21 protein-coding genes and 1 tRNA gene are annotated in these 22,154 nt (G+C 59.9%); 17 read left to right on the plus strand and 5 right to left on the minus strand.

What is annotated here, in order from left to right; translation table 11 throughout:
• Window positions 1-9: 9 nt before the first annotated feature.
• Both adiC and ISN74_RS08160 read right to left on the minus strand, forming a co-directional pair.
• A complete protein-coding gene (gene adiC, locus ISN74_RS08155) occupies window positions 10-1,347 on the minus strand; it encodes an arginine/agmatine antiporter (protein WP_188798853.1) in 1,338 nt (445 codons plus the stop codon).
• A 33-nt stretch (window positions 1,348-1,380) separates the two neighbouring features.
• Complete coding sequence (locus ISN74_RS08160; RefSeq protein WP_188798854.1) at window positions 1,381-2,904, minus strand: DcaP family trimeric outer membrane transporter; 1,524 nt, start codon at window positions 2,902-2,904, stop codon at window positions 1,381-1,383.
• A 539-nt stretch (window positions 2,905-3,443) separates the two neighbouring features.
• Between ISN74_RS08160 and asnB the strand changes: the two genes are divergently transcribed.
• The 5 genes from asnB (at window position 3,444) to lysS (ending at window position 9,157) form a co-directional block, all read left to right on the plus strand.
• Window positions 3,444-5,120 (plus strand): asparagine synthase B, encoded by a 1,677-nt coding sequence (asnB, locus tag ISN74_RS08165; protein WP_188798855.1) that lies wholly within the window; start codon window positions 3,444-3,446, stop codon window positions 5,118-5,120.
• Between the two features lie 160 nt (window positions 5,121-5,280).
• On the plus strand, window positions 5,281-5,934 hold the full coding sequence (locus tag ISN74_RS08170; RefSeq protein ID WP_188798856.1) for a CPBP family intramembrane glutamic endopeptidase: 654 nt from the start codon (window positions 5,281-5,283) through the stop codon (window positions 5,932-5,934).
• A gap of 112 nt (window positions 5,935-6,046) precedes the next feature.
• Window positions 6,047-7,172 (plus strand): peptide chain release factor 2 gene (prfB, locus tag ISN74_RS08175; protein WP_188798857.1). Its coding sequence is split into 2 segments (ribosomal slippage): window positions 6,047-6,121 and window positions 6,123-7,172, totalling 1,125 coding nucleotides; the frame shifts between segments, so codons are not numbered across the junction.
• A gap of 39 nt (window positions 7,173-7,211) precedes the next feature.
• The gene (locus tag ISN74_RS08180) at window positions 7,212-7,529 is read left to right on the plus strand and encodes a hypothetical protein (protein ID WP_188798858.1); all 318 of its coding nucleotides are present in this window, start codon (window positions 7,212-7,214) and stop codon (window positions 7,527-7,529) included.
• Window positions 7,530-7,639: 110 nt separating this feature from the next.
• Window positions 7,640-9,157 carry a lysine--tRNA ligase gene (gene lysS, locus ISN74_RS08185; RefSeq protein WP_188798859.1) on the plus strand — a complete coding sequence of 506 codons (1,518 nt, stop codon included), beginning with the start codon at window positions 7,640-7,642 and terminating at the stop codon, window positions 9,155-9,157.
• A 102-nt stretch (window positions 9,158-9,259) separates the two neighbouring features.
• Here lysS and ISN74_RS08190 read toward each other — a convergent pair whose 3' ends face one another.
• Complete coding sequence (locus ISN74_RS08190) at window positions 9,260-9,946, minus strand: DUF2461 domain-containing protein (protein WP_188798860.1); 687 nt, start codon at window positions 9,944-9,946, stop codon at window positions 9,260-9,262.
• Window positions 9,947-9,963: 17 nt separating this feature from the next.
• Window positions 9,964-11,409, minus strand: a complete 1,446-nt coding sequence (gene sbcB / locus ISN74_RS08195; protein WP_188798861.1) for an exodeoxyribonuclease I — start codon at window positions 11,407-11,409, stop codon at window positions 9,964-9,966.
• Between the two features lie 63 nt (window positions 11,410-11,472).
• On the opposite strand from sbcB, the gene orn reads away from it, so the two are divergent.
• The 6 genes from orn to ISN74_RS08225 all read left to right on the plus strand — a co-directional run bounded on the left by orn (window position 11,473) and on the right by ISN74_RS08225 (window position 17,275).
• Window positions 11,473-12,033: an oligoribonuclease gene (gene orn / locus ISN74_RS08200; RefSeq protein ID WP_188798862.1), complete on the plus strand. Its 561-nt coding sequence runs from the start codon at window positions 11,473-11,475 to the stop codon at window positions 12,031-12,033.
• Between the two features lie 6 nt (window positions 12,034-12,039).
• Window positions 12,040-12,945, plus strand: a complete 906-nt coding sequence (gene folP, locus ISN74_RS08205) for a dihydropteroate synthase (RefSeq protein ID WP_188798863.1) — start codon at window positions 12,040-12,042, stop codon at window positions 12,943-12,945.
• A gap of 74 nt (window positions 12,946-13,019) precedes the next feature.
• On the plus strand, window positions 13,020-14,378 hold the full coding sequence (glmM, locus tag ISN74_RS08210) for a phosphoglucosamine mutase (protein ID WP_188798864.1): 1,359 nt from the start codon (window positions 13,020-13,022) through the stop codon (window positions 14,376-14,378).
• A 166-nt stretch (window positions 14,379-14,544) separates the two neighbouring features.
• Window positions 14,545-15,504, plus strand: coding sequence for an isopenicillin N synthase family dioxygenase (locus ISN74_RS08215; RefSeq protein ID WP_425488833.1), 960 nt, complete (start codon window positions 14,545-14,547; stop codon window positions 15,502-15,504).
• Window positions 15,505-15,711: 207 nt separating this feature from the next.
• The gene (locus tag ISN74_RS08220) at window positions 15,712-16,413 is read left to right on the plus strand and encodes a VIT1/CCC1 transporter family protein (protein ID WP_188798865.1); all 702 of its coding nucleotides are present in this window, start codon (window positions 15,712-15,714) and stop codon (window positions 16,411-16,413) included.
• A 310-nt stretch (window positions 16,414-16,723) separates the two neighbouring features.
• Entirely contained in the window at window positions 16,724-17,275 is a 552-nt protein-coding gene (locus ISN74_RS08225; RefSeq protein ID WP_188798866.1) for a DUF3592 domain-containing protein, read from the plus strand.
• A gap of 264 nt (window positions 17,276-17,539) precedes the next feature.
• Here ISN74_RS08225 and ISN74_RS08230 read toward each other — a convergent pair whose 3' ends face one another.
• Window positions 17,540-18,352 carry an SDR family NAD(P)-dependent oxidoreductase gene (locus tag ISN74_RS08230; protein WP_188798867.1) on the minus strand — a complete coding sequence of 271 codons (813 nt, stop codon included), beginning with the start codon at window positions 18,350-18,352 and terminating at the stop codon, window positions 17,540-17,542.
• A gap of 107 nt (window positions 18,353-18,459) precedes the next feature.
• Between ISN74_RS08230 and tpiA the strand changes: the two genes are divergently transcribed.
• The 6 genes from tpiA to ISN74_RS08260 all read left to right on the plus strand — a co-directional run bounded on the left by tpiA (window position 18,460) and on the right by ISN74_RS08260 (window position 22,103).
• A complete protein-coding gene (gene tpiA / locus ISN74_RS08235; RefSeq protein ID WP_188798868.1) occupies window positions 18,460-19,209 on the plus strand; it encodes a triose-phosphate isomerase in 750 nt (249 codons plus the stop codon).
• Window positions 19,210-19,236: 27 nt separating this feature from the next.
• A complete protein-coding gene (gene secG, locus ISN74_RS08240; protein ID WP_188798869.1) occupies window positions 19,237-19,719 on the plus strand; it encodes a preprotein translocase subunit SecG in 483 nt (160 codons plus the stop codon).
• A gap of 14 nt (window positions 19,720-19,733) precedes the next feature.
• Window positions 19,734-19,818 (plus strand) — tRNA-Leu (locus tag ISN74_RS08245).
• A 184-nt stretch (window positions 19,819-20,002) separates the two neighbouring features.
• A complete protein-coding gene (locus ISN74_RS08250) occupies window positions 20,003-21,232 on the plus strand; it encodes a tyrosine-type recombinase/integrase (RefSeq protein ID WP_188798870.1) in 1,230 nt (409 codons plus the stop codon).
• A gap of 29 nt (window positions 21,233-21,261) precedes the next feature.
• The gene (locus tag ISN74_RS08255) at window positions 21,262-21,519 is read left to right on the plus strand and encodes a hypothetical protein (RefSeq protein WP_188798871.1); all 258 of its coding nucleotides are present in this window, start codon (window positions 21,262-21,264) and stop codon (window positions 21,517-21,519) included.
• Window positions 21,520-21,608: 89 nt separating this feature from the next.
• Complete coding sequence (locus ISN74_RS08260; RefSeq protein WP_188798872.1) at window positions 21,609-22,103, plus strand: hypothetical protein; 495 nt, start codon at window positions 21,609-21,611, stop codon at window positions 22,101-22,103.
• Window positions 22,104-22,154: the final 51 nt, after the last annotated feature.

A 22,154-nucleotide genomic window follows, 5' to 3' on the forward strand; every position in this document is an offset into this window, starting at 1 on the left:
AAAAGATATTTAGGTCGCTGCTTTCGATCCGGCCTTGGCTGCACGTTCGCGTCGACGCTGTTCGCTGAAGAAGGGATAGAACACGGTGATGAACAGCATGAACAGGAAGGCATAGGCCACCAGTTGTCCGGTGGTGCCAAAGATTGCCCACAGGCAATACACCACGGTGACACTGGTGAGTACCCAATAAAAGCCGGTGTGTATCGTGCTGTGGCTGTTTTCGATGACGAAATAGCAGGCAACTGATGAATAGATGTAAGGCAGCAAGGTCAGCACGACAGCGGCCTGCGTAATCAGTTCGAACTGTTCGGAGGCGCTGGGCGAGGCCGCGGTCACCAGCACTACCAGCGACATCAGCACAGCCACGATGATCAATCCGGGCACCGGTGTATCGTCTTTGTTGGCCTTGGAGAAGATCCGCGGGAACAGGCCGTCATCGCCGGCTGCCTTGGCGCTCAGCGCGGTCAGCATGATCCAGCCGCCCAGTGATCCGGCGGCACCCAAGGTTGCGCACAGGCTGACGATACCGCCACCGATCTTGCCCACCGCCACTTGTGCGGCCAGCGCAAAAGGGGCGTCGGCTACTTGCAGTTGGTCGTTGGGGATCATGCCCATGATGACTGCCGAACTGGAGATATAAACCACCGCGGCCATTGCCACGCCGGCAAGCGTGGCAATGGCGACATTCTTTTCCGGATTCTTCACTACCGCCGCCGATACCGATGCGGACTCCACACCAATAAAAGCCCATAGCGTCAGTGAGGCTGCCGAGGAGATGGCATGGAAATCGCTGCCACCGCTCACGTTATGTGCACCAGCGAAGATATCGCTCTTGAAGAAGAACCAGCCGAAGATCGCGATGCCGAACAGCGGCACTAGCGCAAACGAGGTGGTGATGGACTGGATCCGCGTTACCACCTGCGCCCCCATGATGTTGGCCAGCGTGAACAACCAGATCAATGCGATCACGACCACGGTGCGCATCAGCGGCTCGCTCAGCGCCGGAACGAAAAAGCTGAAGTAACCCACCGCGGCGACCGGCAGTGCGACGTTGCCAATCCAATTGGCAAACCAGTAGATGGTATTGGTCTGGAAGCCCATGTACGGGCCAAAGGCGTCGCGCGCGTAGGCATACGGGCCGCCGGCTTTGGGCGCCAGCCGCCCCAGTTTGGCAAACACAAAGGCAAGCAGCAGGGAGCCGATAGTGGTGACCACCCAGCCCCACATCGATACGGTGCCGATCTTTGCCAGACTGCCAGGCAACAGGAACACGCCCGAGCCCATCATGTTGCCGGCCACGAGGAAGGTGGCGGCTACTACGCCGATCTTGCGCTTTTCATCAGCCATGACGAAGTGTCCCTGATGCGTCGTGATGAGGGATTATTTGATGAAGCTGTATTGCAGCGAGCCCTGGATGCGAGTGTCGTCGTTGTAGCGGTTGTCCTGCACCATCAATCGGCCGTGCAGCAATTCCAGGCCGACGGTGAGCGTGGAAACCGGATTCCAGATCAAGTTGGCTGCGCCGTAGTTGCTGTCGCGGAAAACATCCTCGCCAAGCAGGGGGGAGTGCTGGATACGGGCAATGCCGTAGACCAGATTGCTGCGCCAGTCGCTGTTCCAGTAGTGCGTATAAGCGACATGTGCACCCAGACCGGTCAGTGCGTAAAGCTTTCCGTCCGGCCCCACTGCGGCATCCAGGTTCAAGCCATCGGTATCGGCCAGATAGTGTCCGATGCCCTTGCCCCAGCCGGCGGCAAACATGAACAGGTCGCTGTAGGGATCGGATGGTCCTACTTTGAATGCACCGCTGAACTGCGCGCCGCCACCCACCACGCGATGGCTTTCCTCGTAATCGGTGTAGCCCAGCTGTCGCGCAACGCCACCCAATTGCAGATGGCCCCAGTCCTGTTCGGTGCGGAACGCAAGAATGAGGTCGGGAACGTGCTGTGTGCCGTGGAGATTCGCGCTGTCGACCACCACATTCGGATACGTGAAGACAGGACCGCTCACTTGCGAGGTGGGCTGCTCCGCGGCAATAGTCAGGCTGCTGTTGCTGCCAAGTCGGAAGAACTGATGGATGCCGGCCTGGCGTGGTGCGATGGCGCCGGGTGGTCCTTCGAAATCCAGCGTGTCTGGTATGGCGTCCAGGTCAGCAAACGACGACCAGCCAAAGCCGGCGTAGGTATTGCCAAGCTGTCCATAAGCTTGGCGCAAGCGAAAGCCGTAGTTGCCATTGCCGCCACCATAGAGATCCGTCTCGAAATAGAAGCGCATGCTCTCGTCGAACATGGTCGGTCGGCGTATTTCCATGCTCAGGCGGGTCTGGCGCGCCTGCATGGTGAAGTTGCCGGTATCCGCATGCGGGGCAGGGACGGGAATGGACGAGGTGACGAAGGCGTCGGTCGAGCCGATGCTGTTCACATCGTAGATGGTGTCGAGCTTGGCGTAGCCACCCAGGCGGATCAGCGTCTCGGTGCCGGGGATCTGGATAAAGCCTTTCAGGTCGGGATCGGTGGGTGGTGCCTCGTTGTCGATGCGCGAGGCGGACGTCTGGTTTTCCGACACGCTTTGCTGGATCGGCAGCGGTGAGCGCTCGGTGTTGGTCATTTCCAGCACGTTGACCTGATTGCTCGGCACTTCCGTCAAAACGGTCGTGAGGGAAGGAGGCGCCAACGTAGCCTTTTCAGGCGGTGCGGCTACCGGTGCTGGTGAGGTAACGGCGGCCGCCGCCGGCTGGGCTTTCTCGGCTTTGAGTTCTTTGACTTCAGCTTGCAGTTCCTGGACCGTGGTTTGCAGTTGATCCACTTCTTTCTGCAGCTTTTGCGTTTGGGTTTCGTCCTGCGCAAAGGCAGGAGATATGACCGCGAGCACCAGCAAACCGCTCAAGCATTTCATCCGTCTCATCGTTCGCTCCTGTTGAACGGATGGCCCAAGCGATGGACCGCGAGGCGAGGTGGGTGGCCAGCTTCAACTGCAGATGCGTCATGCCCTGGTTCGTGCTTGCGGTCCAGCGTGTCCCCGATGTGAGCCGGTAAGAGCCGCATCACGCATGGATCAGACGTGCGTGGTGGGAAATCTCAGCAAATGAAAGGCTAAGGCGGCGTGAAAATTTGCGATCAGCAACGGATGAGTCGCCGCTTATGAGGCGTGGCTCACTTATGCCTGTATCGAATGTGTAACAGCTTGCACGTCAGCGCGGCATGTGCTGTAGTCGAGGCATGAACACGTCTGCCACCAGCCTCGTCGCCTTCGTCGCCGCATCCCCGGCAGGCACGTGCGCGGCTGCCATCGGCCTGAATAACAACGCCAATAATAATACCCGTCACCACGGGTGGGCCGGCGTGTAGACGAAAGAAGCAACCATACACACGCAAAAGGGCCCGCCAAGTGCGGGCCCTTTTGTTTTTGCCGTTTGATCAACCTGCCGACTCAAGGAACCTGTCATGTGTGCCATCTTCGGAATCTTCGATCTTCAGCCAGGCGATGACTTGGCTGCGTTACGCCAGCTGGCGCTGGAACTGTCGCAGCGTCAGCGTCACCGCGGACCCGATTGGAGCGGTGTTTATGTGGACGCCGGGGTGATCCTGGTGCATGAGCGGCTTGCCATCGTCGATCCAGCCAGTGGTGCGCAACCGCTGCGTTCCCGCGACGGACACCTTGCGCTGGCGGTCAACGGTGAGATCTACAACCATCGCGAACTGCGCGCCCAAAGTACCTATGACTTCACCACCGGTTCGGACTGCGAAGTGATCAACGCGTTGTACCAGGAACATGGTGCGGATTTCCTCGGCAAGCTCAACGGCATCTTCGCCTTTGCGTTATGGGATGGCGAAGCGAAGCGGTACCTGATCGCGCGCGATCCGATCGGCGTCTGCCCGCTCTATTGGGGACATGATGCACAGGGGCGGTTGTGTGTCGCATCGGAAATGAAGGCACTCGTTGGTGTCTGTGCGGATGTGTCACCGTTCCCGCCCGGCCATGTATATGACAGCGCCAGTGGCGAATTGCAGCGTTATTACAGCCGTCCGTGGCGCGATTATGCGGTGACCCAAGGGCAGTCGTCTGGTCCGGGCGAACTGCGCAAGGCCTTCGAGCAGGCCGTGCATCGCCAGTTGATGACGGACGTGCCGTACGGCGTGCTGCTGTCGGGTGGCCTGGACTCGTCGCTGGTCGCCGCCTGCGCCGCACGTTTCGCGCGCGAACGTATCGAAGATGAAGACCGCAGCGAAGCGTGGTGGCCACGCTTGCATTCTTTTGCCATTGGCCTGGAAGGCTCGCCCGATCTCGCTGCGGCGAAAGTGGTAGCCGATTCACTGGGAACGGTGCATCACGGTTTCATCTATACCTTCTGGGAAGGCTTGGACGCATTGCCGGAAGTGATCCGCCATATCGAAACCTATGACGTCACCACCATCCGCGCTTCCACACCGATGTACCTGCTGGCACGGCGCATCAAGGCGATGGGTGTGAAGATGGTGCTGTCAGGCGAAGGTTCCGACGAAATTTTTGGCGGTTATCTGTACTTCCACAAGGCGCCATCAGCCGAAGCATTCCACGAAGAAACCGTGCGCAAGATCGACGCCTTGCACAGCTACGACTGTTTACGCGCCAACAAATCGATGATGGCCTGGGGCGTGGAGGCGCGCGTGCCGTTCCTGGACCTGGAGTTTATGGAAGTGGCCATGGGTATGGATGCCTCACACAAGATGGCGGGCAAGGGGCGTATCGAAAAAGCCGTGTTGCGTGAAGCGTTTGTCGGCGCGCTGCCCGAATCGATCCTGTGGCGGCAAAAAGAACAGTTTAGCGATGGCGTGGGCTACGGTTGGATCGACGGCCTCAAAGCGCATGCCGAGCAGGCGGTCAGTGATCGCGAGTTTGCCGCAGCTGCCGCGCGCTATCCGTTCAACACCCCGGCAACCAAGGAAGCGTATCTGTATCGGCGGATCTTCGAGAAACATTTCCCCGGCGAGGCGTGTGCTGCCACGGTGCCAGGCGGCAAGTCGATTGCATGTTCGTCGCCGGCTGCCTTGGCGTGGGATCCGGCGTTTGCTGCGATGGCGGATCCTTCTGGACGTGCGGTGCGCGACGTGCACGCGCATGCGCTGGAGACCGCGGGTTAAGCAACGTGTGCGACCTGGGATGAGCAAATGGGGCGCAGTGCCGATGACGGCCGCGCCCCGTGGTTTCTTGGGATAACTAGGTCGGGTTGCACCATGCTGTTGCGGGCATGCAGAGCGTGGCTGTACCGTTGCCCGCTGGATTGGCTCCGGGTAGTAGCCGATGCTGTGGACGGTATTGCGCTCGGCAGCGTTGACGCTGCTGCTCTATCTGGCCGTCTATCTGCCGGCATTTGCCGTTGTCTTCGGCTTGCACCTGTCGATGACTGTCATGGTGCCCACACTGATGGCCATCAGCCTGGTCATGACTTGTGTGCTGATGGCCATCGCCATCCATCGTGGCTGGTTAAGTGCCGAAGCATTTGGCTGGCAATGGCCCGCCTGGCGCTATCTACTGTATGCGCTGCTATGGGGCGTGGTGCTGAGTCCCTTGATCGTCTTGATCGAGATTCATCTTGCCGACACGGGCATGCTCGGCGGCCTGAATCTCGCACCGTGGCAACTCTACCTGTGCTTTCTGGTCGGCGCGCCCATACAGGAAGAAGCCGTCTTTCGTGGCCTGCTGCAGTCGGCGCTTGCCAGGAGCCTTGCCAGCGGGGCGATCAGTGCTGCCTTGGCCGGCGTGGCCTCGTCGCTGGCTATAGGCGTGTTGTTCGGCGCGGTCCACTTGAGGGTTGCTCCGGTGGTGGTGGCCGCCGGCGCGATGGTGCTTGGCGTGTTGACCGGGGAATTGAAGCGTCGCAGCGGCAGCCTGCTGCCGGGCATGCTGTGCCACGCCTTGTTTAATCTGGGTGGCATGCTGCTGAGTGGTGGGTAACGGACGAGGCAGGGCGATCGCGGTTCAGCTAGGCGGCTACGCCGCCGGTTTGTTACGATAACCGTTTGATTCGCGCCCAGATGGGCGCCCGCCACCTCAGGTTCAACTCAACATGATCGAAACCAATCCGATCCTGGCGCAGATCGCGGATCTCAAGGACCGCATCGAGTCGCTTAGGGGGTATCTTTGACTACGCCACCAAGCGTGAGCGCCTCGAAGAAGTAAGTCGCGAACTGGAAAGTCCCAACGTCTGGGACGATCCGCCGCGCGCGCAGGAACTGGGCCGCGAACGCGCCCGCCTGGACACCATCGTCAGCGGCATCGACCGCATCAGCTCCGGCCTTGCCGACGCTGGCGAACTGTTGGAAATGGCTGCCGCCGACGGCGACGATGCCACGGTGAACTCCGTGGTCAGCGACGTGGCCGCGATCGATGGCCACGTCAGCAAGCTGGAATTCCAGCGCATGTTCTCCGGCAAGATGGATTCGGCCAACGCCTTCGTTGACATTCAGGCCGGCGCCGGTGGTACCGAGGCACAGGATTGGGCCGAAATGCTGCTGCGCATGTACTTGCGTTGGTGCGAATCGCGCGGCTGGAAGGTCGAGCTGATGGAAGCGAGTGCAGGCGAAGTAGCCGGCATCAAGTCCGCCACCTTCCGCGTGGAAGGCGATTACGCCTATGGCTGGCTCAAGACCGAAATCGGTGTGCACCGTCTGGTGCGCAAGAGCCCGTTCGACTCCGACAACCGTCGGCACACCAGCTTCACCTCGGTGTTCGTGTCGCCGGAAGTCGATGACGACATCGATATCGAGATCAACCCGGCCGACCTGAAGACCGATGTGTACCGCTCATCCGGTGCCGGCGGCCAGCACGTCAACAAGACCGAATCGGCCGTGCGTATCACCCACATGCCCAGCGGCGTGGTAGTGGCCTGCCAGACCGAGCGCAGCCAGCATGCCAACCGCGATCGCGCGATGAAGATGCTGAAAGCCAAGCTGTACGAGTTGGAGATACAAAAGCGCAATGCTGAAAAGGACGCGCTGGAAGCCTCCAAGTCCGACATCGGCTGGGGTAGCCAGATCCGCAACTACGTACTGGACCAGAGCCGCATCAAGGACCTGCGCACCGGCATCGAGCGCACGGATACGCAAAAGGTACTCGATGGCGACCTGGACGAATTCGTGGAAGCCAGCCTGAAATCTGGCCTGGATGCCGGTGCCAAGCGTCTCGATGCGTAAATCATAGGTGTGCCTGACCACCGAACACGGAGTCACCGCATGAACGGCAAGAAGATCTGCGCAATTCTGCTAACGTGCTTCGTGTTCGCGTTGTCCAGTCACCCGGTCAATGCGCAACCTGGCCAGACCGTCAAGCAGGATGCGAAGGACGCTGGACATGCGATCGGCAACGGTGCCCGCGACGTTGGACACGGTACTGCACATGTTGCCAAATCGGTCGGGCATGGTACGGCGAACGCCGCCAGGACGGTCGGGCATGGCGCTGCGGATGTCGGTCACAGTATTGCGCACGGCACGCGCGAGGGCTGGGACGCGACCAAGCATGCAGTCAAACAGGTGTTTCACAAGGGCGATTGACGCGTAGCGTTATTCGGTAAGAAAACCACCCCGCGTTGTTGGGCAACCACAGCGATACATAACAAGGCGTTCGGCAGCCAGTACGAGCGTCGGCAGCAAATGGAATCTCCATGACTGAATCTACCGACAACCCGATCATCGACGAGAACAAGCTGATCGCCGAGCGCCGCGAGAAGCTCAAGGCGCTGCGTGAGCAGGGCATCGCTTTTCCGAACGACTTCAAGGTCGATAGTTTTGCAGGCGACTTGCAGACGGAATTCGCCGACAAGGAAGCGCATACCGCCGAAGCTATCGAAGCCGCCGCACGCCATGTGAAGATTGCCGGCCGCATCGTGCTCAAGCGCGTGCAGGGCAAGGTCAGCTTCGTGCAGATGCAGGATTTCAGTGGACGCATCCAGCTGTTCATCCACGCCGGCACGGTAGGTGACGTGTACGAAGCCTTCAAGGGCTGGGACGTGGGCGATATTGTCGGTGCGGAAGGCGTGCTGATGCGCACCAAGACGGGCGAGCTGTCGGTGAAGGTGAATCACCTGCGCCTGCTCACCAAGAGTCTGCGCCCGTTGCCGGACAAGTGGCATGGCCTGGCTGACGTGGAACAGCGCTATCGGCAGCGCTATGTGGATTTGATCGTCACCGAAGAAGCGCGCCGTACCTTTGCGCTGCGTTCGAAGATCATCGGCTTTATCCGCAAGTGGCTGGAAGCGGAGCCGCGTCGCTTCATGGAAGTGGAAACGCCGATGATGCATGTCATTCCCGGCGGCGCCACCGCGCGCCCGTTCGTCACGCATCACAACGCGCTGGATATGGATCTGTACCTGCGCGTAGCGCCGGAGTTGTACCTGAAGCGTCTGGTGGTGGGCGGTTTCGATCGCGTCTACGAAATCAACCGCAACTTCCGTAACGAGGGCGTGTCCACCCGGCACAACCCCGAATTCACCATGCTGGAGCTGTACCAGGCTTACGCCACCTATCACGAGATCATGGACATCACCGAGAGTGTGATTCGTGAAACGGCGAAGAACGTACTCGGCACGACCCAGCTGGCCTGGGAAGGCGCCAGTATCGATGTCGGTCCGGCCTTTCGCCGCTGGCGCATGGAAGACGCCGTGCTCGAACTCAACCCCGAGATCAAGCGCGAAGAGTTGCGTGATCGCGAAGCGATGGCCGCACACGCCAAGCGTCTGGGTCTCCAGGTCAAGCCCGGCTATGGCTGGGGCAAGCTGCTGCTGGAAATCTTCGAGAAGACGGTCGAGCACACCCTGGTGCAGCCGACCTTCATCATTGATCACCCTGTCGAAGTGTCGCCGCTCGCCCGCGAGAACGACACCGACAAGGGCATTACCGATCGCTTCGAACTCTTCGTCAACGGCAAGGAACTGGCCAACGGCTTCTCCGAATTGAACGATCCGGAAGATCAGGCCGCACGCTTCCAGGCCCAGGTCGATGCCAAGGATTCCGGCGACGACGAAGCCATGCATTTCGACGCCGATTACATCCGTGCACTGGAAGTCGGCCTGCCGCCGACCGGCGGCTTGGGTGTCGGAATCGATCGCCTGGTGATGCTGCTTACCAACTCGTCGTCCATTCGCGACGTGTTGTTGTTCCCCTACATGCGCCCCGAGGCGTAATGCCGATACTCCCTCTCCCCACCGGGGAGAGGGCTGGGGGGAGGGGGCAATCTTGCGTAGATATGTATTCGAAGCGTTGCTTCGATATGGTTTGTCGCAAGGCTAGAAATCCAGCTCCTGCGACGCGCACAAATAATCAATCATCGGCGCAATCCGCTTGTAGCTCTCGATCATAAACGGCAACAACTCTGCCGAGCACGCCAGCGATTCCTCGAAACCTCCGCCTGCCGCGAAATCCTTGCGCTTCAGATCTTCGATCAGCTCATGCTCCGGGTCATAGCCACGCGGCGGACGCGTCAGCGCTTCTCCCCAGAACTCGAAATGATCGCGGAATGCCTTGCTCTGCGTCGCGCGCTTCCAGGCCGCGGGATTGTCGGCAATAAAGGCGCGAAGGCGCTTCAACGCATCCGGCTCCGGATGCCACATGCCGCCGCCGATAAAGCAATCGCCCGGCTGGATATGCAGATAGAACGAAGGTGCCGGAATCTCATGCCGGCGTTCGTGAAAGAAGCGCGCACTGGCCCAAGGCTTGTACGGTTCCTTGTCGCCGGAGAAGCGCGTGTCGCGATAAATGCGGAACAATGAGCCGCCGTTCTTGCGCGGATCGGCGCGGAAGTGCTTGCTGATCTTCGTCAGCGGCGCTTGCATATCGGTAATCAGCTGCAGGAAGGGGTCGCGTACATCCCTCTCGTATTCAGCTTTGTGTTTCAGAAACCATTCGCGATTGTTGTTGCGTGCCAAGGCGCGTAGGAACTTGAACGTGGCAGGGGTGAAATAAGCACTCGGCATGAATTCAGATCCGTAAGTCAGGCGGCAATACCGGCCTCGGCGGCGAGCTGTTCGCCCCAGGCCTGCAACTGGTCCAGGAGTGCCAATTTATCGCTTTGCGCGGGGTCGTTGCGCAAGGCGGTAAGCTGCTCGAAGTAATCGGCCAGCGTCAATAAGGTCAGCGGGGTAGGGCGTGTGAGGCGTTCGATGCGGAAATGCTCCCAGCGCGCGCGCTCATCGGGCGTCAAGGTATCAGGCCAATTGCGGGCGCGATAACGGAACAACAGTTCGGCATAGCGCGGGTCACGGAAACCAAACGCGCGCTGCGCCAGTTGCTCGGCCGGCGTGGCGCGCACTTCGCGCAACAGGCGTTTGTCGGCGTCGGGCAGGAAGCCGCTGTACAACGCGAGTTCAGGGTCTTCCGGCGGCGGCAGGTCGGCCGCCTGCTGAAAGACGCGACGCAGCTTCTCGCCCAATCCCGTTGCAGCACGTAGGGTGTCGGCATGCGCAAGGCAACGATCGAGGTCCAACTGCAAGCGCTCCATATCCACGCCTTTGAGCACCGACAACGGCGCCAGGGCGGGGGAACGGTTGGCATGCACGGTGCGCAGCGGAATGCGTTCCACGCCCTCGGGCAGATCGGCGCGCGGCGTAAACATCCGATCGGCGATGTCTTCAGCGTCAAGCGTGAGCAGATCGGTCGGATCCTGCGCCAGGTCGTACACAATAATTTCACCTGATCGGCTTGGATGCACGGCCAGCGGCACGATCACGGCCAGGCAGCGTCGGCTGGCGGGATAGCGCGAGGACACATGTACCAGTGGCGTCATGTTGGTGACGTCGAGCAGCTCGAACACGCGCTGTTTGCGGCGCAATGCGTAGTGCCAGTCCCACAACCGCGGCTGACGTACGCGAATCAGCCGTGCCAGATCGATCAGCGCATGCACGTCCGACAAGGCATCGTGCGCGCGTTCCTGCTGCAGATGATTGGCGGTAGCCAAGTGCTCCAGTTTGAAGCTCAGCGCGCCGTCCTCATGCGTCGGCCAGACAATACCCTCTGGCCGCAGTGCGGCGCACATCCGCACCAGATCGATCAGATCCCAGCGCGAATTGCCGTTTTCCCATTCGCGTGCATAGGGTTCGAAAAAGTTACGGTAGAACAGCTGCCGCGAGAATTCGTCATCGAAGCGCAGCGAGTTGTAGCCCACGCCGCAGGTGCCAGGCGCCGCCAGCTGCTCGTGCACGCGTGCGGCGAAGTCCGCTTCGATCAGGCCTTCATGCTCGGCCTTTTGCGGTGTAATGCCGGTGATCAGGCAAGAGATGGGGCCGGGCGGCATGTCGTGCGGCGGTTTGCCGTAGAACATCACCGGTTCGTCGATGATCTCCAGCTCCAGATTGGTGCGGATGCCGGCAAATTGAACGGGACGATCCCGCCGCGCGTCCGTGCCGAAGGTTTCGTAGTCGTGCCAGAAGAGGGTTTGCATGGGCAAATCATCGCACGGGGAGCCATCGATCAGCTCTGCTAGACTGCGCCTCCAGGAGGGCGCATGAGCCAAGCCAACGAAGACAACCTTATCTGGATCGACCTGGAAATGACCGGTCTGGATACCGACAACGATTCGATTCTCGAAATCGCCACCATCGTCACCGACAAGGATCTGGTGATCCTCGCCGAGGGTCCGGTCTTCGCGATACGCCATGACCTGATGCGTCTGGAGGCGATGGACACTTGGAACCGCAACCAGCACCGCCGTTCTGGCCTGTGGGACCAGGTGGCTAGCTCGAGCGTTACGCACGCCGAGGCGGAGCGGGCCACGGTGGAATTTCTCAAGCCGTGGGTGATGCAGGGCAAGTCGCCGATGTGTGGCAATTCGATCTGCCAGGATCGCCGCTTCCTGCATCGGCAAATGCCCTCGCTGGAGCGCTTCTTCCACTATCGCAATCTTGACGTGTCCACGCTCAAGGAACTCGCCCGTCGCTGGGCGCCGACGATCGGCCGCGGTTTCAATAAAGACTCGGCGCACACCGCCTTGTCCGACATCCGCGACTCCATCGACGAACTGCGCTATTACCGTCAATTCATGGGGCCGCTCGGCGGCGCGGAGTAACGCGGTATGTCGACGGATCTGTTCGCTACCGTGCTCGATTGCAACGGCCGTCCGCTGACATTGGATCGACCGCGGGTGGTGGGCATCGTCAATGTTACGCCCGATTCGTTCTCCGACGGCGGCCAGTTTGCCGATCTCGATGCAGCGGTCGCCCATAGCTTGCGCCTGGCGGAAGAGGGCGCTGACATGCTCGACATCGGGGGCGAATCGACACGCCCTGGTGCCGACGATGTCTCTGTCGAGGACGAATTGCGGCGCGTTATTCCGGTAATCGAGCAACTGGTGGCACGAACCACGTTGCCGGTCGCCGTCGACACCTCCAAACCGGAAGTCATGCGTGCAGCGGTTGCTGCTGGCGCCGGCATGATCAACGATGTGTACGGGTTGCGCCGGGAAGGCGCGATAGATGCCGCAGCGGAACTGCGCGTGCCCATCTGCCTGATGCATATGCAAGGTGAGCCGCGCAGTATGCAGGAAGCGCCGCATTACGATGACGTCGTGGGCGAAGTGCACCGCTTCCTCACCGATCGTCTGTTCGCGTGCGAACTGGCCGGCATCGACCGGCGCAAAGTGATGGTCGATCCGGGCTTCGGCTTCGGCAAGGATCTGGAACACAACCTCGCCTTGCTGCGCCGGTTGGAGCGTTTCGCTGATCTGGGCAGTGGCGTCTATGTCGGGCTGTCGCGCAAGTCGATGATCGGCGCCATCACGGGTCACCAGCATGCGGCAGATCGTGCCGCCGGCTCGGTCACTGCAGCGCTGATCGCGGTACAGCGGGGTGCGCGTATGGTGCGGGTGCATGATGTTGCCGCCACCGTGGATGCGTTGAAGGTTTGGCATGCCGTGCAATCGGGCGACAAACCTGAACGCAAAGATGTGCCCCAGGTGCCACGCTGGCCCGATGATGATTAAGCTCGTCTCCTCCCTCTGCTAGCAGGGGGAGTGAAAAGTAAAAAGAAAAAATCAGCAGTGAAGCAGGACGTTCAATGACGCAACGCAAATACTTCGGTACCGATGGCATCCGCGGCCGTGTTGGGCAATGGCCGATCAGCGCGGATTTCATGCTGCGTCTCGGGCGTGCCCTCGGCGTGGTGCTCAGCAAGCAGAAGAAGACGTCAGGCCGTCCGCTGGTATTGATTGGCAAAGACACCCGCGTTTCCGGCTACATGTTCGAATCCGCACTGGAAGCGGGTCTGGCCGCTGCGGGCGCAGATGTTCGCCTGTTCGGCCCGATGCCGACCCCTGCCGTGGCCTACCTCACGCGCAGTCTGCGCGCCGATGCCGGCATCGTGATCAGCGCCTCGCACAACCCGCACCACGACAACGGCATCAAGTTCTTCTCCACCCACGGCGAGAAACTCTCCGACGAGATCGAGGAAGCGATCGAGCGCGAAGTCGAAGCCGAATTCACCACCGTCGATTCCGAAAACCTCGGCAAAGTCGTGCGCGTCACCGACGCCATCACTCGCTACGCCGAGTTCTGCAAATCTACAGTGCCCGAGGATTTCAGCCTCGCCGGCATGAAGATCGTGCTTGATTGCGCGCACGGCGCTACTTATCAGGTTGCCCCGAAGGTGTTTGCCGAACTGGGTGCCGAACTGCATGTCATCGGCGACCGGCCCGACGGTTTCAACATCAACCATGACGTTGGTTCCATGCACCCGCAGACGCTGCAGAGTGCAGTGCTGGCGCACCGTGCCGACATCGGCTTCGCGTTCGATGGCGATGGCGATCGCGTGCAAATGGTCGATCACAACGGCGTACTGGGTGACGGCGACGACATGCTCTATGTGCTCGCCCGCAGCTGGCTCAAGCGAGGCGTGCTGAAGGGGCCGGTCGTCGGCACCTTGATGAGCAACTTCGGTTTGCATTTGGCGCTGGCGGAATTGAGCGTCGATCTGATTCGCGCCAACGTCGGCGACCGCTTCGTGCTGCAGAAGCTGAAGGAACACGATGGCGTGCTGGGCGGCGAAACCTCCGGCCATTTGCTGTGCCTGGACCGTGCCACCACCGGCGACGGCATCGTCGCGGCGCTGGCCGTGCTCGAAGCGCTGAAGCTGGAAGGGCAGGATCTGGCCACCGCCCGCCAGGGCTTGCACAAGCTGCCGCAGGTGATGATCAATGTGCGCGCTCCCGGCGCCCGGGAAGCGTTGAACAGCGACGCCGTTCAGCAGGCATTGGCCGACACCGAAAAGGCCCTGCAGGGCCGTGGCCGCGTGGTGCTGCGTGCTTCGGGCACCGAACCGATGGTCCGCGTCACCGTAGAGGCTGCCGACGCGGCGGAAGTCAGGCACTTGGCAGAACAGCTCGCCGCCGTCGTAAAATCCACAGCCGAACGCTCGTGAACCAGTAGCGCGTAGCCCGAAACCGGCAGCGCTACAGCCAGAACCCAGGTCGCCATGGAGTGGAACCTGTCTACGCGTCATCCAGACAGATTCCTAAGGCCCGACGTGCACCGCCCCTGCGGTGGCGGAACACAAATAGACCGCACGCCAACCTGTGGAAGCAATCATGGACACGCCCAACAGCGCACCTATTAAAGGGGTTCCGACCCTCGACATTCGCCGATTTGATACCGACCGCAAGGCATTTGTGGCTGAAATCGGCGCCGCGTATCGCGAATTCGGTTTCTGCTGCATCAGCGGTCACGGCATCGCGCCGCCATTGATCGACGGTGCCTACGACGCTTTCCAGCGCTTCTTTGCGCTGCCCGGCGAAACCAAGATGAAGTATCACGTGCCCGGCACCGGTGGCGCGCGTGGCTATACGCCATTCAAGATCGAAACGGCCAAGGACAGCCGCTATCCCGATCTCAAAGAGTTCTGGCACATCGGCCGAGAAATTCAGCGCGATTCGAAGTTCGCCGATGTGATGCCACCGAACATCTGGCCAGCCGAAGTGCCCGGTTTCCATGAATACGGCTACGAGCTGTTCCAGGCGCTGGATCTGCTCGGCAGTCGCGTATTGCGTGCGCTCGCCTTGCACATCGATCTGCCCGAAGACTACTTCGAGGCCAAGATCGACCAGGGCAACTCCATCCTGCGCCCGATCCACTACCCGCCGATCACCGAAGAAAATATCCCCAACGTGCGTGCCGGCGCTCACGAGGACATCAACTTCATTACCCTGCTGGTCGGCGCCAGCGCCGAAGGTCTGGAAGTACTCACCCGCGAAGGCAACTGGCTGCCCATCACCACCGAAGGCGATGCCATCGTGGTGAACATCGGCGACATGCTGCAGCGCCTGAGCAACCACGTGTACCCATCCACCACGCACCGGGTTGTGAATCCGCAGAACGACAATGCCCGCAAGCCGCGTTATTCGGTGCCGTACTTCCTGCATCCGAATCCGGATGTGATGCTCGACCCGCTGCCACAGTGCATTACTCCCGACAACCCACGCCGTTACGACACGGCCATCAGCTCGCACGATTACCTGATGCAGCGGTTGCGTGAAATCAAGTTGATCTGATTGCCGCGTCGATCTCGTCCATAGTTTCAAACTTGCCTCACTGTCGTCCCGCAAGCCGGGACGACAGTGAGGCACTATGGCATTCAAAGCGCCAGTTCAAGCCACGCCTGCGTAAACGCGTATCGCAAACCGCAATGCGTGCGCTTCTCATTGCGCACATCCCTCAACACTAGTCGCTACATTAGCGCCGTTCCACGGAGCGTCATCATGGCTGCTAAACATCACCACACCGAAAAACACTTCACGTCATCCGACGTGGTGCGCGATCTGGTTATCGGCATGGCCGACGGCCTCACCGTGCCTTTCGCACTTGCCGCAGGCCTCTCCGGCGCCGCCGTAGCCAGCAGAGTTGTGGTGGTGGCAGGCGTGGCAGAAATCGCGGCCGGCGCCATCGCCATGGGTCTTGGCGGCTACCTGGCAGCACGTGGCGATGCCGATCACTACGCCGCCGAACGCCGCCGCGAAGTGCGGGAAGTGCGCGAATTAGCGCGCGAAGAAGAACTGGAAATCGTGCAGATCTTCGCCCAATACGGCCTCGACCGCGAAGCTTGCAAACCGGTGCTCACCCATTTCCACCAAGACCATGACGCCTGGGTGGATTTCATGATGCGTTTCGAACTCGGGCTGGAAAAACCCGAGCCCGGACGCGCACTGCGCAGCGCCTTGACCATCGGCGGCGCCTACATCATCGGCGGCCTCGTGCCGCTGGCGCCTTACATGCTGATCGAAGGACTGCAGTCCGCGTTGCGCGTGTCGATCATCGGCACATTGATCGCACTTGGCTTGTTCGGTGCAGCCAAGAGCCGCTTCACCGGTATCGGCATGCTGCGCGGCGCAGTGCAGACCATGCTGGTCGGCGGCCTCGCATCCGCCGCCGCATTCGTGCTCGCGCGCTGGATTGGCAGCTAACTCGCACAAATGCGGTAAACGGCTCCCTCCCATGCGTATGGTGGAGGGCTGGAAAGGGGGTGTTGGCCTCACCTCCATGAAAACCCACTCAGTTCGCAGGTTGAGATGAAGGGTCAGTGCGTCGAGTCCTGTGCCCGATACCGCAACTTGATCATGTGCGCCTTGCCATAGAACACAACTTAAAAGTATGTCCTGCTCGCACTCATAGTGGTGGCAGACTCCAAGCATCCAACGCTGCTAGTGTTGCGTTCGGCGGGACGGGGCGTGTCCCGCCACGCAACCCATACTCAAACCCCATGAAGAGTTGTAAATGAGTGATTTACCATCTAGTGAGGCGCAGGTTACGAAGCAGCCGGTACGCAAGGGGGTTATTGCGCTGTATATGCTTGTTTTTGCGATAGGTGGCGGGTGGCTGGGGTACGGAGTTTTTGATGGCTGGCACTGGCAAAATGTCGAGCAACACTGGGCATCGACTGACGGGACGATAGAGACCGCATACGTTCACGAAGCTATGAGCCGTCACGTCAATTGGGAGACTGGCTGGACCTACTCATATTCAGTAAATGGACAAAAATATGAGGCTAAAAGCACCGCGCTGAACAATGCTTATTTCGTTCATATGTTCTCATCCAGGCAGCGCGCCGAAGCTGATGAATACACGAGACCAGTTGGAAGCTCTGTCTCCGTCTACTACGACCCCGCTGAACCGAAACATTCAGTACTGGACTTTCCGCCAGATAGTTCTCAGGTGTGGCCTCTGGAATTGTTCACATTGAGCCTATCGGCACTGTGTATTGGTGTTGCGATCTTGGGCGCGTTCGCGCTCGTGAAGGCAATCAGAAACCGTCAATCTGATGCTTGAGTCACTCATCAGTCACTTCACCGGTCCGTGGAACGCGTTGCCGCGCTAGATCAGCAAATTAACGGCCGCCTTCCTGCGCGAAGAGCCGTTCAAGGGGACGGCCGTCTGGAAGATAATGGATCAAAGGACTCGTGTAGCGATGCCTACCTGCACACGTTGCGGGCTCTCGTTTAGGTGCCCTCGGCAGTCTGCAGCGCGCCTCGGCCGTGGCCAGCGAGAAGGCTACATCGGAGCGGTTATGGACACCTGTCAGATAGCTGTGGGCTATCTTTTGTCTTGTGTTCGGTACCGCTTCGATTGCTTCGCCGACAACGTCAACGCCATCCTGTCCGGCATCAGCTTGAACAAACTCTTCACCGCGCGATTGAAGCGCCCAGTGACATAAACCGCATCGCCACGCTCCACCGCATCGATACCTTCCTGCACCACTTGCTCCGCCGTCTGCCACATATACGCTGGCAATTTGTTCATCATCGACCGCGTGCCTGTCACATCATGGAACTCGGATTTGGTGAAGCCGGGACACAGCGCGCACGCATGTACGCCTACCGCCTTGTTCTCCAGCGCCAGCGATTGCGAAAACTTAATCATGTACGCCTTGCTTGCTGCATACAGCGTGTGTCCCGCCGTACCGGGCACATGGCCGGCAAGCGATGCGACATTCACAATGCGTCCGTAACGACGTTCACGCATACCGCGAATCAAACGCCACGCCAGTTCCGTCGGTGCCGTCATCAGCACGCGAAAAAAATCCGCATGCACCGGCCAATCCACCTGATCGAAACGTCCAGGCACGCCATAACCGGCATTGTTGATCAGCCAATCCACCTGTAAACCGCGTTCATCCAGTGTCTGGCACACCTGTTCCACGGCATGCGGATCGGCTAGGTCGTTGGTGATCACCGTCGCGTTGATGCCATGCGTGGTGCGCAGTTCTGTCGCGAGCGTTTCCAGGCGTTCCGTACGCCGTGCCGTCAGCACCACATCATGGCCGCGGGCAGCGAGTGCTCGGGCAAACGCCGTGCCAATACCGGCGGAGGCACCCGTAATCAGGCTGAGCGGACGTGCTTGGGACATGGAAACGTTCCTTAGATCGAGTGAAATGAATAATCACGTTAAAGCGCGTTGCTGTTCACGATGCGCGCTGGTTAAGCTTGCCAGCTTTCATTGCAGTGGACGCACTCATGCGCAAGAAACTCGTGGCCGGTAACTGGAAAATGCACGGCAGCCACTCGATGGCCGCAGCTCTGGTGCACGAGATCGCCCAAGGCAAGCCCGCTGATGTCGACGTGCTGGTGTGCCCACCCTTTCCGTACCTCGCCAGCCTTGTTGCGACGCACGCCGGTTCCGGCGTGGCCTTCGGCGCGCAGGACGTGAGCGAGCACGAAGGGCAGGGTGCCTATACCGGCGAAGTCGCGGCCGCGATGGTGGCCGATGTCGGCGCCCAGTGGACCCTGGTCGGCCACTCCGAGCGGCGCCAGTACCACGGCGAGAGCAATGAACAGGTCGCCTGCAAGTTCGCCGCCGCCCGTGCCGCCGGCCTCACTCCCATCTTATGTGTGGGGGAGACCCTGGCTCAGCGCGAGGCGGGTGAAACCGAGGCCGTCATCGTCCGCCAGTTGCAGGCCGTGCTGGCGCTCAATGGTGTGGCCAGCTTCGACACCGCCGTCATCGCCTACGAGCCCGTCTGGGCCATCGGCACCGGCCACACCGCCACCCCGCAGCAGGTACAGAACGTGCATGCATTCATCCGTAGCCAACTTGCGCAAGGTGATGCTATGATTGCCCGTCTGACCCGGCTGCTTTACGGCGGCAGCGTCAAAGCGTCCAATGCTGCGGAGCTTTTCGCCCAGCCGGACGTGGATGGAGGTCTGATCGGGGGTGCTTCACTCGTCGCAACCGACTTCCTTGCCATCTGCAACACCGCTCACTGAGCGATACCGAATCCTACGCGAGACACCATGTTCGTCATCTTCAGCGTGTTCTACATCCTGATCGCTGCGGCCATGATCGTGCTGATCCTGATGCAGCGCGGCGCTGGCGCCGATGCAGGTTCCGGCTTTGGTGCCGGCGCTTCGTCCACGGTATTTGGCGCGCGCGGCTCGGCCAACTTCCTGTCGCGCTCTACCGCCGTGCTTGCCGCGCTGTTCTTTGCGCTCAGCCTCGGCATGGGTATCTACCTGAAGATGAATGGCGGCGCCATTCGTCAGCAGCAGGTCACCAAGGATCTCGGCGTCATGGCGGGTATTGGCAACAAGCCCGTAACGCAGCAAAATGCGCAGCTTGCCGCCCCGGCCCAGCCACAGGCAGCGATCCCGGCGCCCGCCGTTCCGGCCGCAGGCAACGGCGATGTCCCCGCTGCCCAGCCAGCCCCGGCCAAGGCGCAGCAGGGTGAAGTCCCGGTAGCCACGGCTCCGGCAGCAGCATCGACGAGTAAGCACTAAAACAAAGAACACTTGCCCAGGTGGCGGAATTGGTAGACGCACTACCTTGAGGTGGTAGCGACGCAAGTCGTGGGGGTTCGAGTCCCCCCTTGGGCACCATTAAGCAGTCTGATCCGGTCCAATACAGACCAAAAAGACTAAAGAAACCCGCTACTTAGGCGGGTTTTTTATTGTCCAGTCGTCTGGATCAGTCCGGGGGCATCCATTGCAATCCACCCCTCTGTGGGGGCAGACTTGGGGGCAATGCAAGAAATTGCGTCAGTCCTTTGCAAGGAATGCCCCCATGCCCCTGACCGTCCTCGACATCAAGCAGGCCAAGCCTGCCGACAAGCCATATCGGCTGTACGACGAAAAGGGGATGTACCTGGAGGTGTCCCCATCGGGCGGTAAGCTGTTCCGCCTCAAGTACCGGGTGGATGGTAAGGAAAAGCGGCTGGCGCTCGGTGGCTACCCGGACACTAGCCTTGCCGAAGCACGCGAGAAACGGGACGAAGCGAGGAAGCTGGTCGCGCAGGGCATAGACCCTAGCGCCGAAAGGCAGGAAGCCAAGCGCCAGCGAGCCGAAGCCAATCAAGCCGCCGCTGACACCTTCGAAGCCGTCACTCGAGAATGGATGACTCGTGAGCAAGAAAGAGTGGCGGAGGTAACTGCGAACAAAAATCGCTGGTTGTTCGAGACGTTTCTGTTTCCTGAAATCGGCGGCTTGCCGCTGGCTGCGATTACGCCACGAGTGCTGTTAGATGCCCTGCGCAAGATAGAAGCTGCGGGCAAACAGGAAACTGCGCGCCGTGCCAAGATCAAAGCGGGGCAGGTTTTTCGGTTCGCTATTCTGGAAGGCAAGGTTGATAACGATCCAACCGCCGCGCTGCGAGGTGCCATCAAGCGGGTAAAGCACAAGCATCATGCCGCCATCACTGATCCAGCGAAAATCGGTCAGCTGTTGCGCGATATCGACGGCTTTACCGGCCAGCCCGTTACCCACGCTGCATTGAAGCTGGCGCCGCTGGTGTTCGTACGCCCAGGCGAGCTGCGCGGTGCGGATTGGTCGGAAATCGACTTCGACGGCGCAATGTGGCGTATTCCTGCCGCGCGCATGAAGATGAAAGCCGATCACCTTGTACCGCTATCCGCGCAAGCCATTGCGATCCTGCGAGACCTGCACCCACTTACTGGACATGGACGCTACGTGTTCCCAAGCTTGCGCGGCGCCAGCCGCCAAATGAGCGAGAACACAGTAAACATCGCCTTGCGAGGTCTTGGCTATGACGGTGACACGATGACGGGCCACGGCTTTCGCGCAATGGCGTCTAGCCGTTTAAACGAGATGGGCTGGGACGAACGCGCTATCGAGCGCCAACTGGCACACGCTGAGCCTAACGAGGTCAAAGGTGCTTACAACTACGCCGCGAAATACCTAGAAGATCGTAAACGGATGATGCAGGCGTGGGCCGATTATTTGGATGGCTTGCGTGCTGGCGGTCAAGTAATTGCATTCAAGAGCAAGGCAGGCTGACTGCCATCAACGAAGGAAAGGGAGCGTGTATGCAGATGCAAACAATAGAGCCAGTGGACCTGACGCAGCAATTGCATGCGCTGAGATTGGCTGCACGATCGCTGTTAATTGACATTGAGCAGCGCGTGGCAGCGCAACACGATGCAGCCGTGGAAGCATTTGATCGTAACGAGATTGAACGATTGGCGGAGGCTGATGCGCTCACGTGGTTGGACGAGGCAGAGCGCGCTTTGCGGCGAGGACTGATGTTTGCGGAGCGTGCAATTCTTCAGCCTGCTACGTTCTAGTCGTCTAATACTCAGGTGACAATCAATGCCATGAGGCCGCCGCAAGGTGGCCTCATGTTTGCGCGTCCAGCACGAGAATAGGTAAAGGCGTGGCGAAGTCGTACATAAAATCAACTGCAAAGCAGGCTGTAAAACAGGTTAAAGGAGCGGCGACTAATTCAGGTCCCACTATGACGAAAAAGCAGTGGAAGCCTTTCGCTCCTTGGCACGAAAGGGACGAGCGCGTACAACAATTTATCGATATGTTGCGATGTCAGGACGAAGTGACTGTGGGAGAGCTCTGTTTAATTGAGCCGATGGATGGGCTGACTCTTCTCAGGCTTGTATCAAAGTTGGAGCAGACGGACATAGCAAACGCACTTCTAAGGTGGCAATCGGCCGGTGGAAAGAAAACCGCCGTGGTCAACAAAAAGAGGGTCCGCGATGATCATCAAAAGATATGCGAAACGGCGCGCAAACTTCTTAAGGACGGAATCCCTTCTCATAAATTAACTGGCATTCTTGCTGAGAGGTCTGATCTTTCGAGGCAACGTATTGCAGTTGTCCTGAATGCCTCTGGCATTAAAAAAATGAAAGGGCGCTGAGTTCGCTTTCATTTTGATGTCCAGAATCCGTTTCCGTAGCAATCAATACGG

This window comes from Dyella caseinilytica (assembly GCF_016865235.1).
GTDB classification, from domain to species: Bacteria; Pseudomonadota; Gammaproteobacteria; order Xanthomonadales; family Rhodanobacteraceae; genus Dyella_B; species Dyella_B caseinilytica.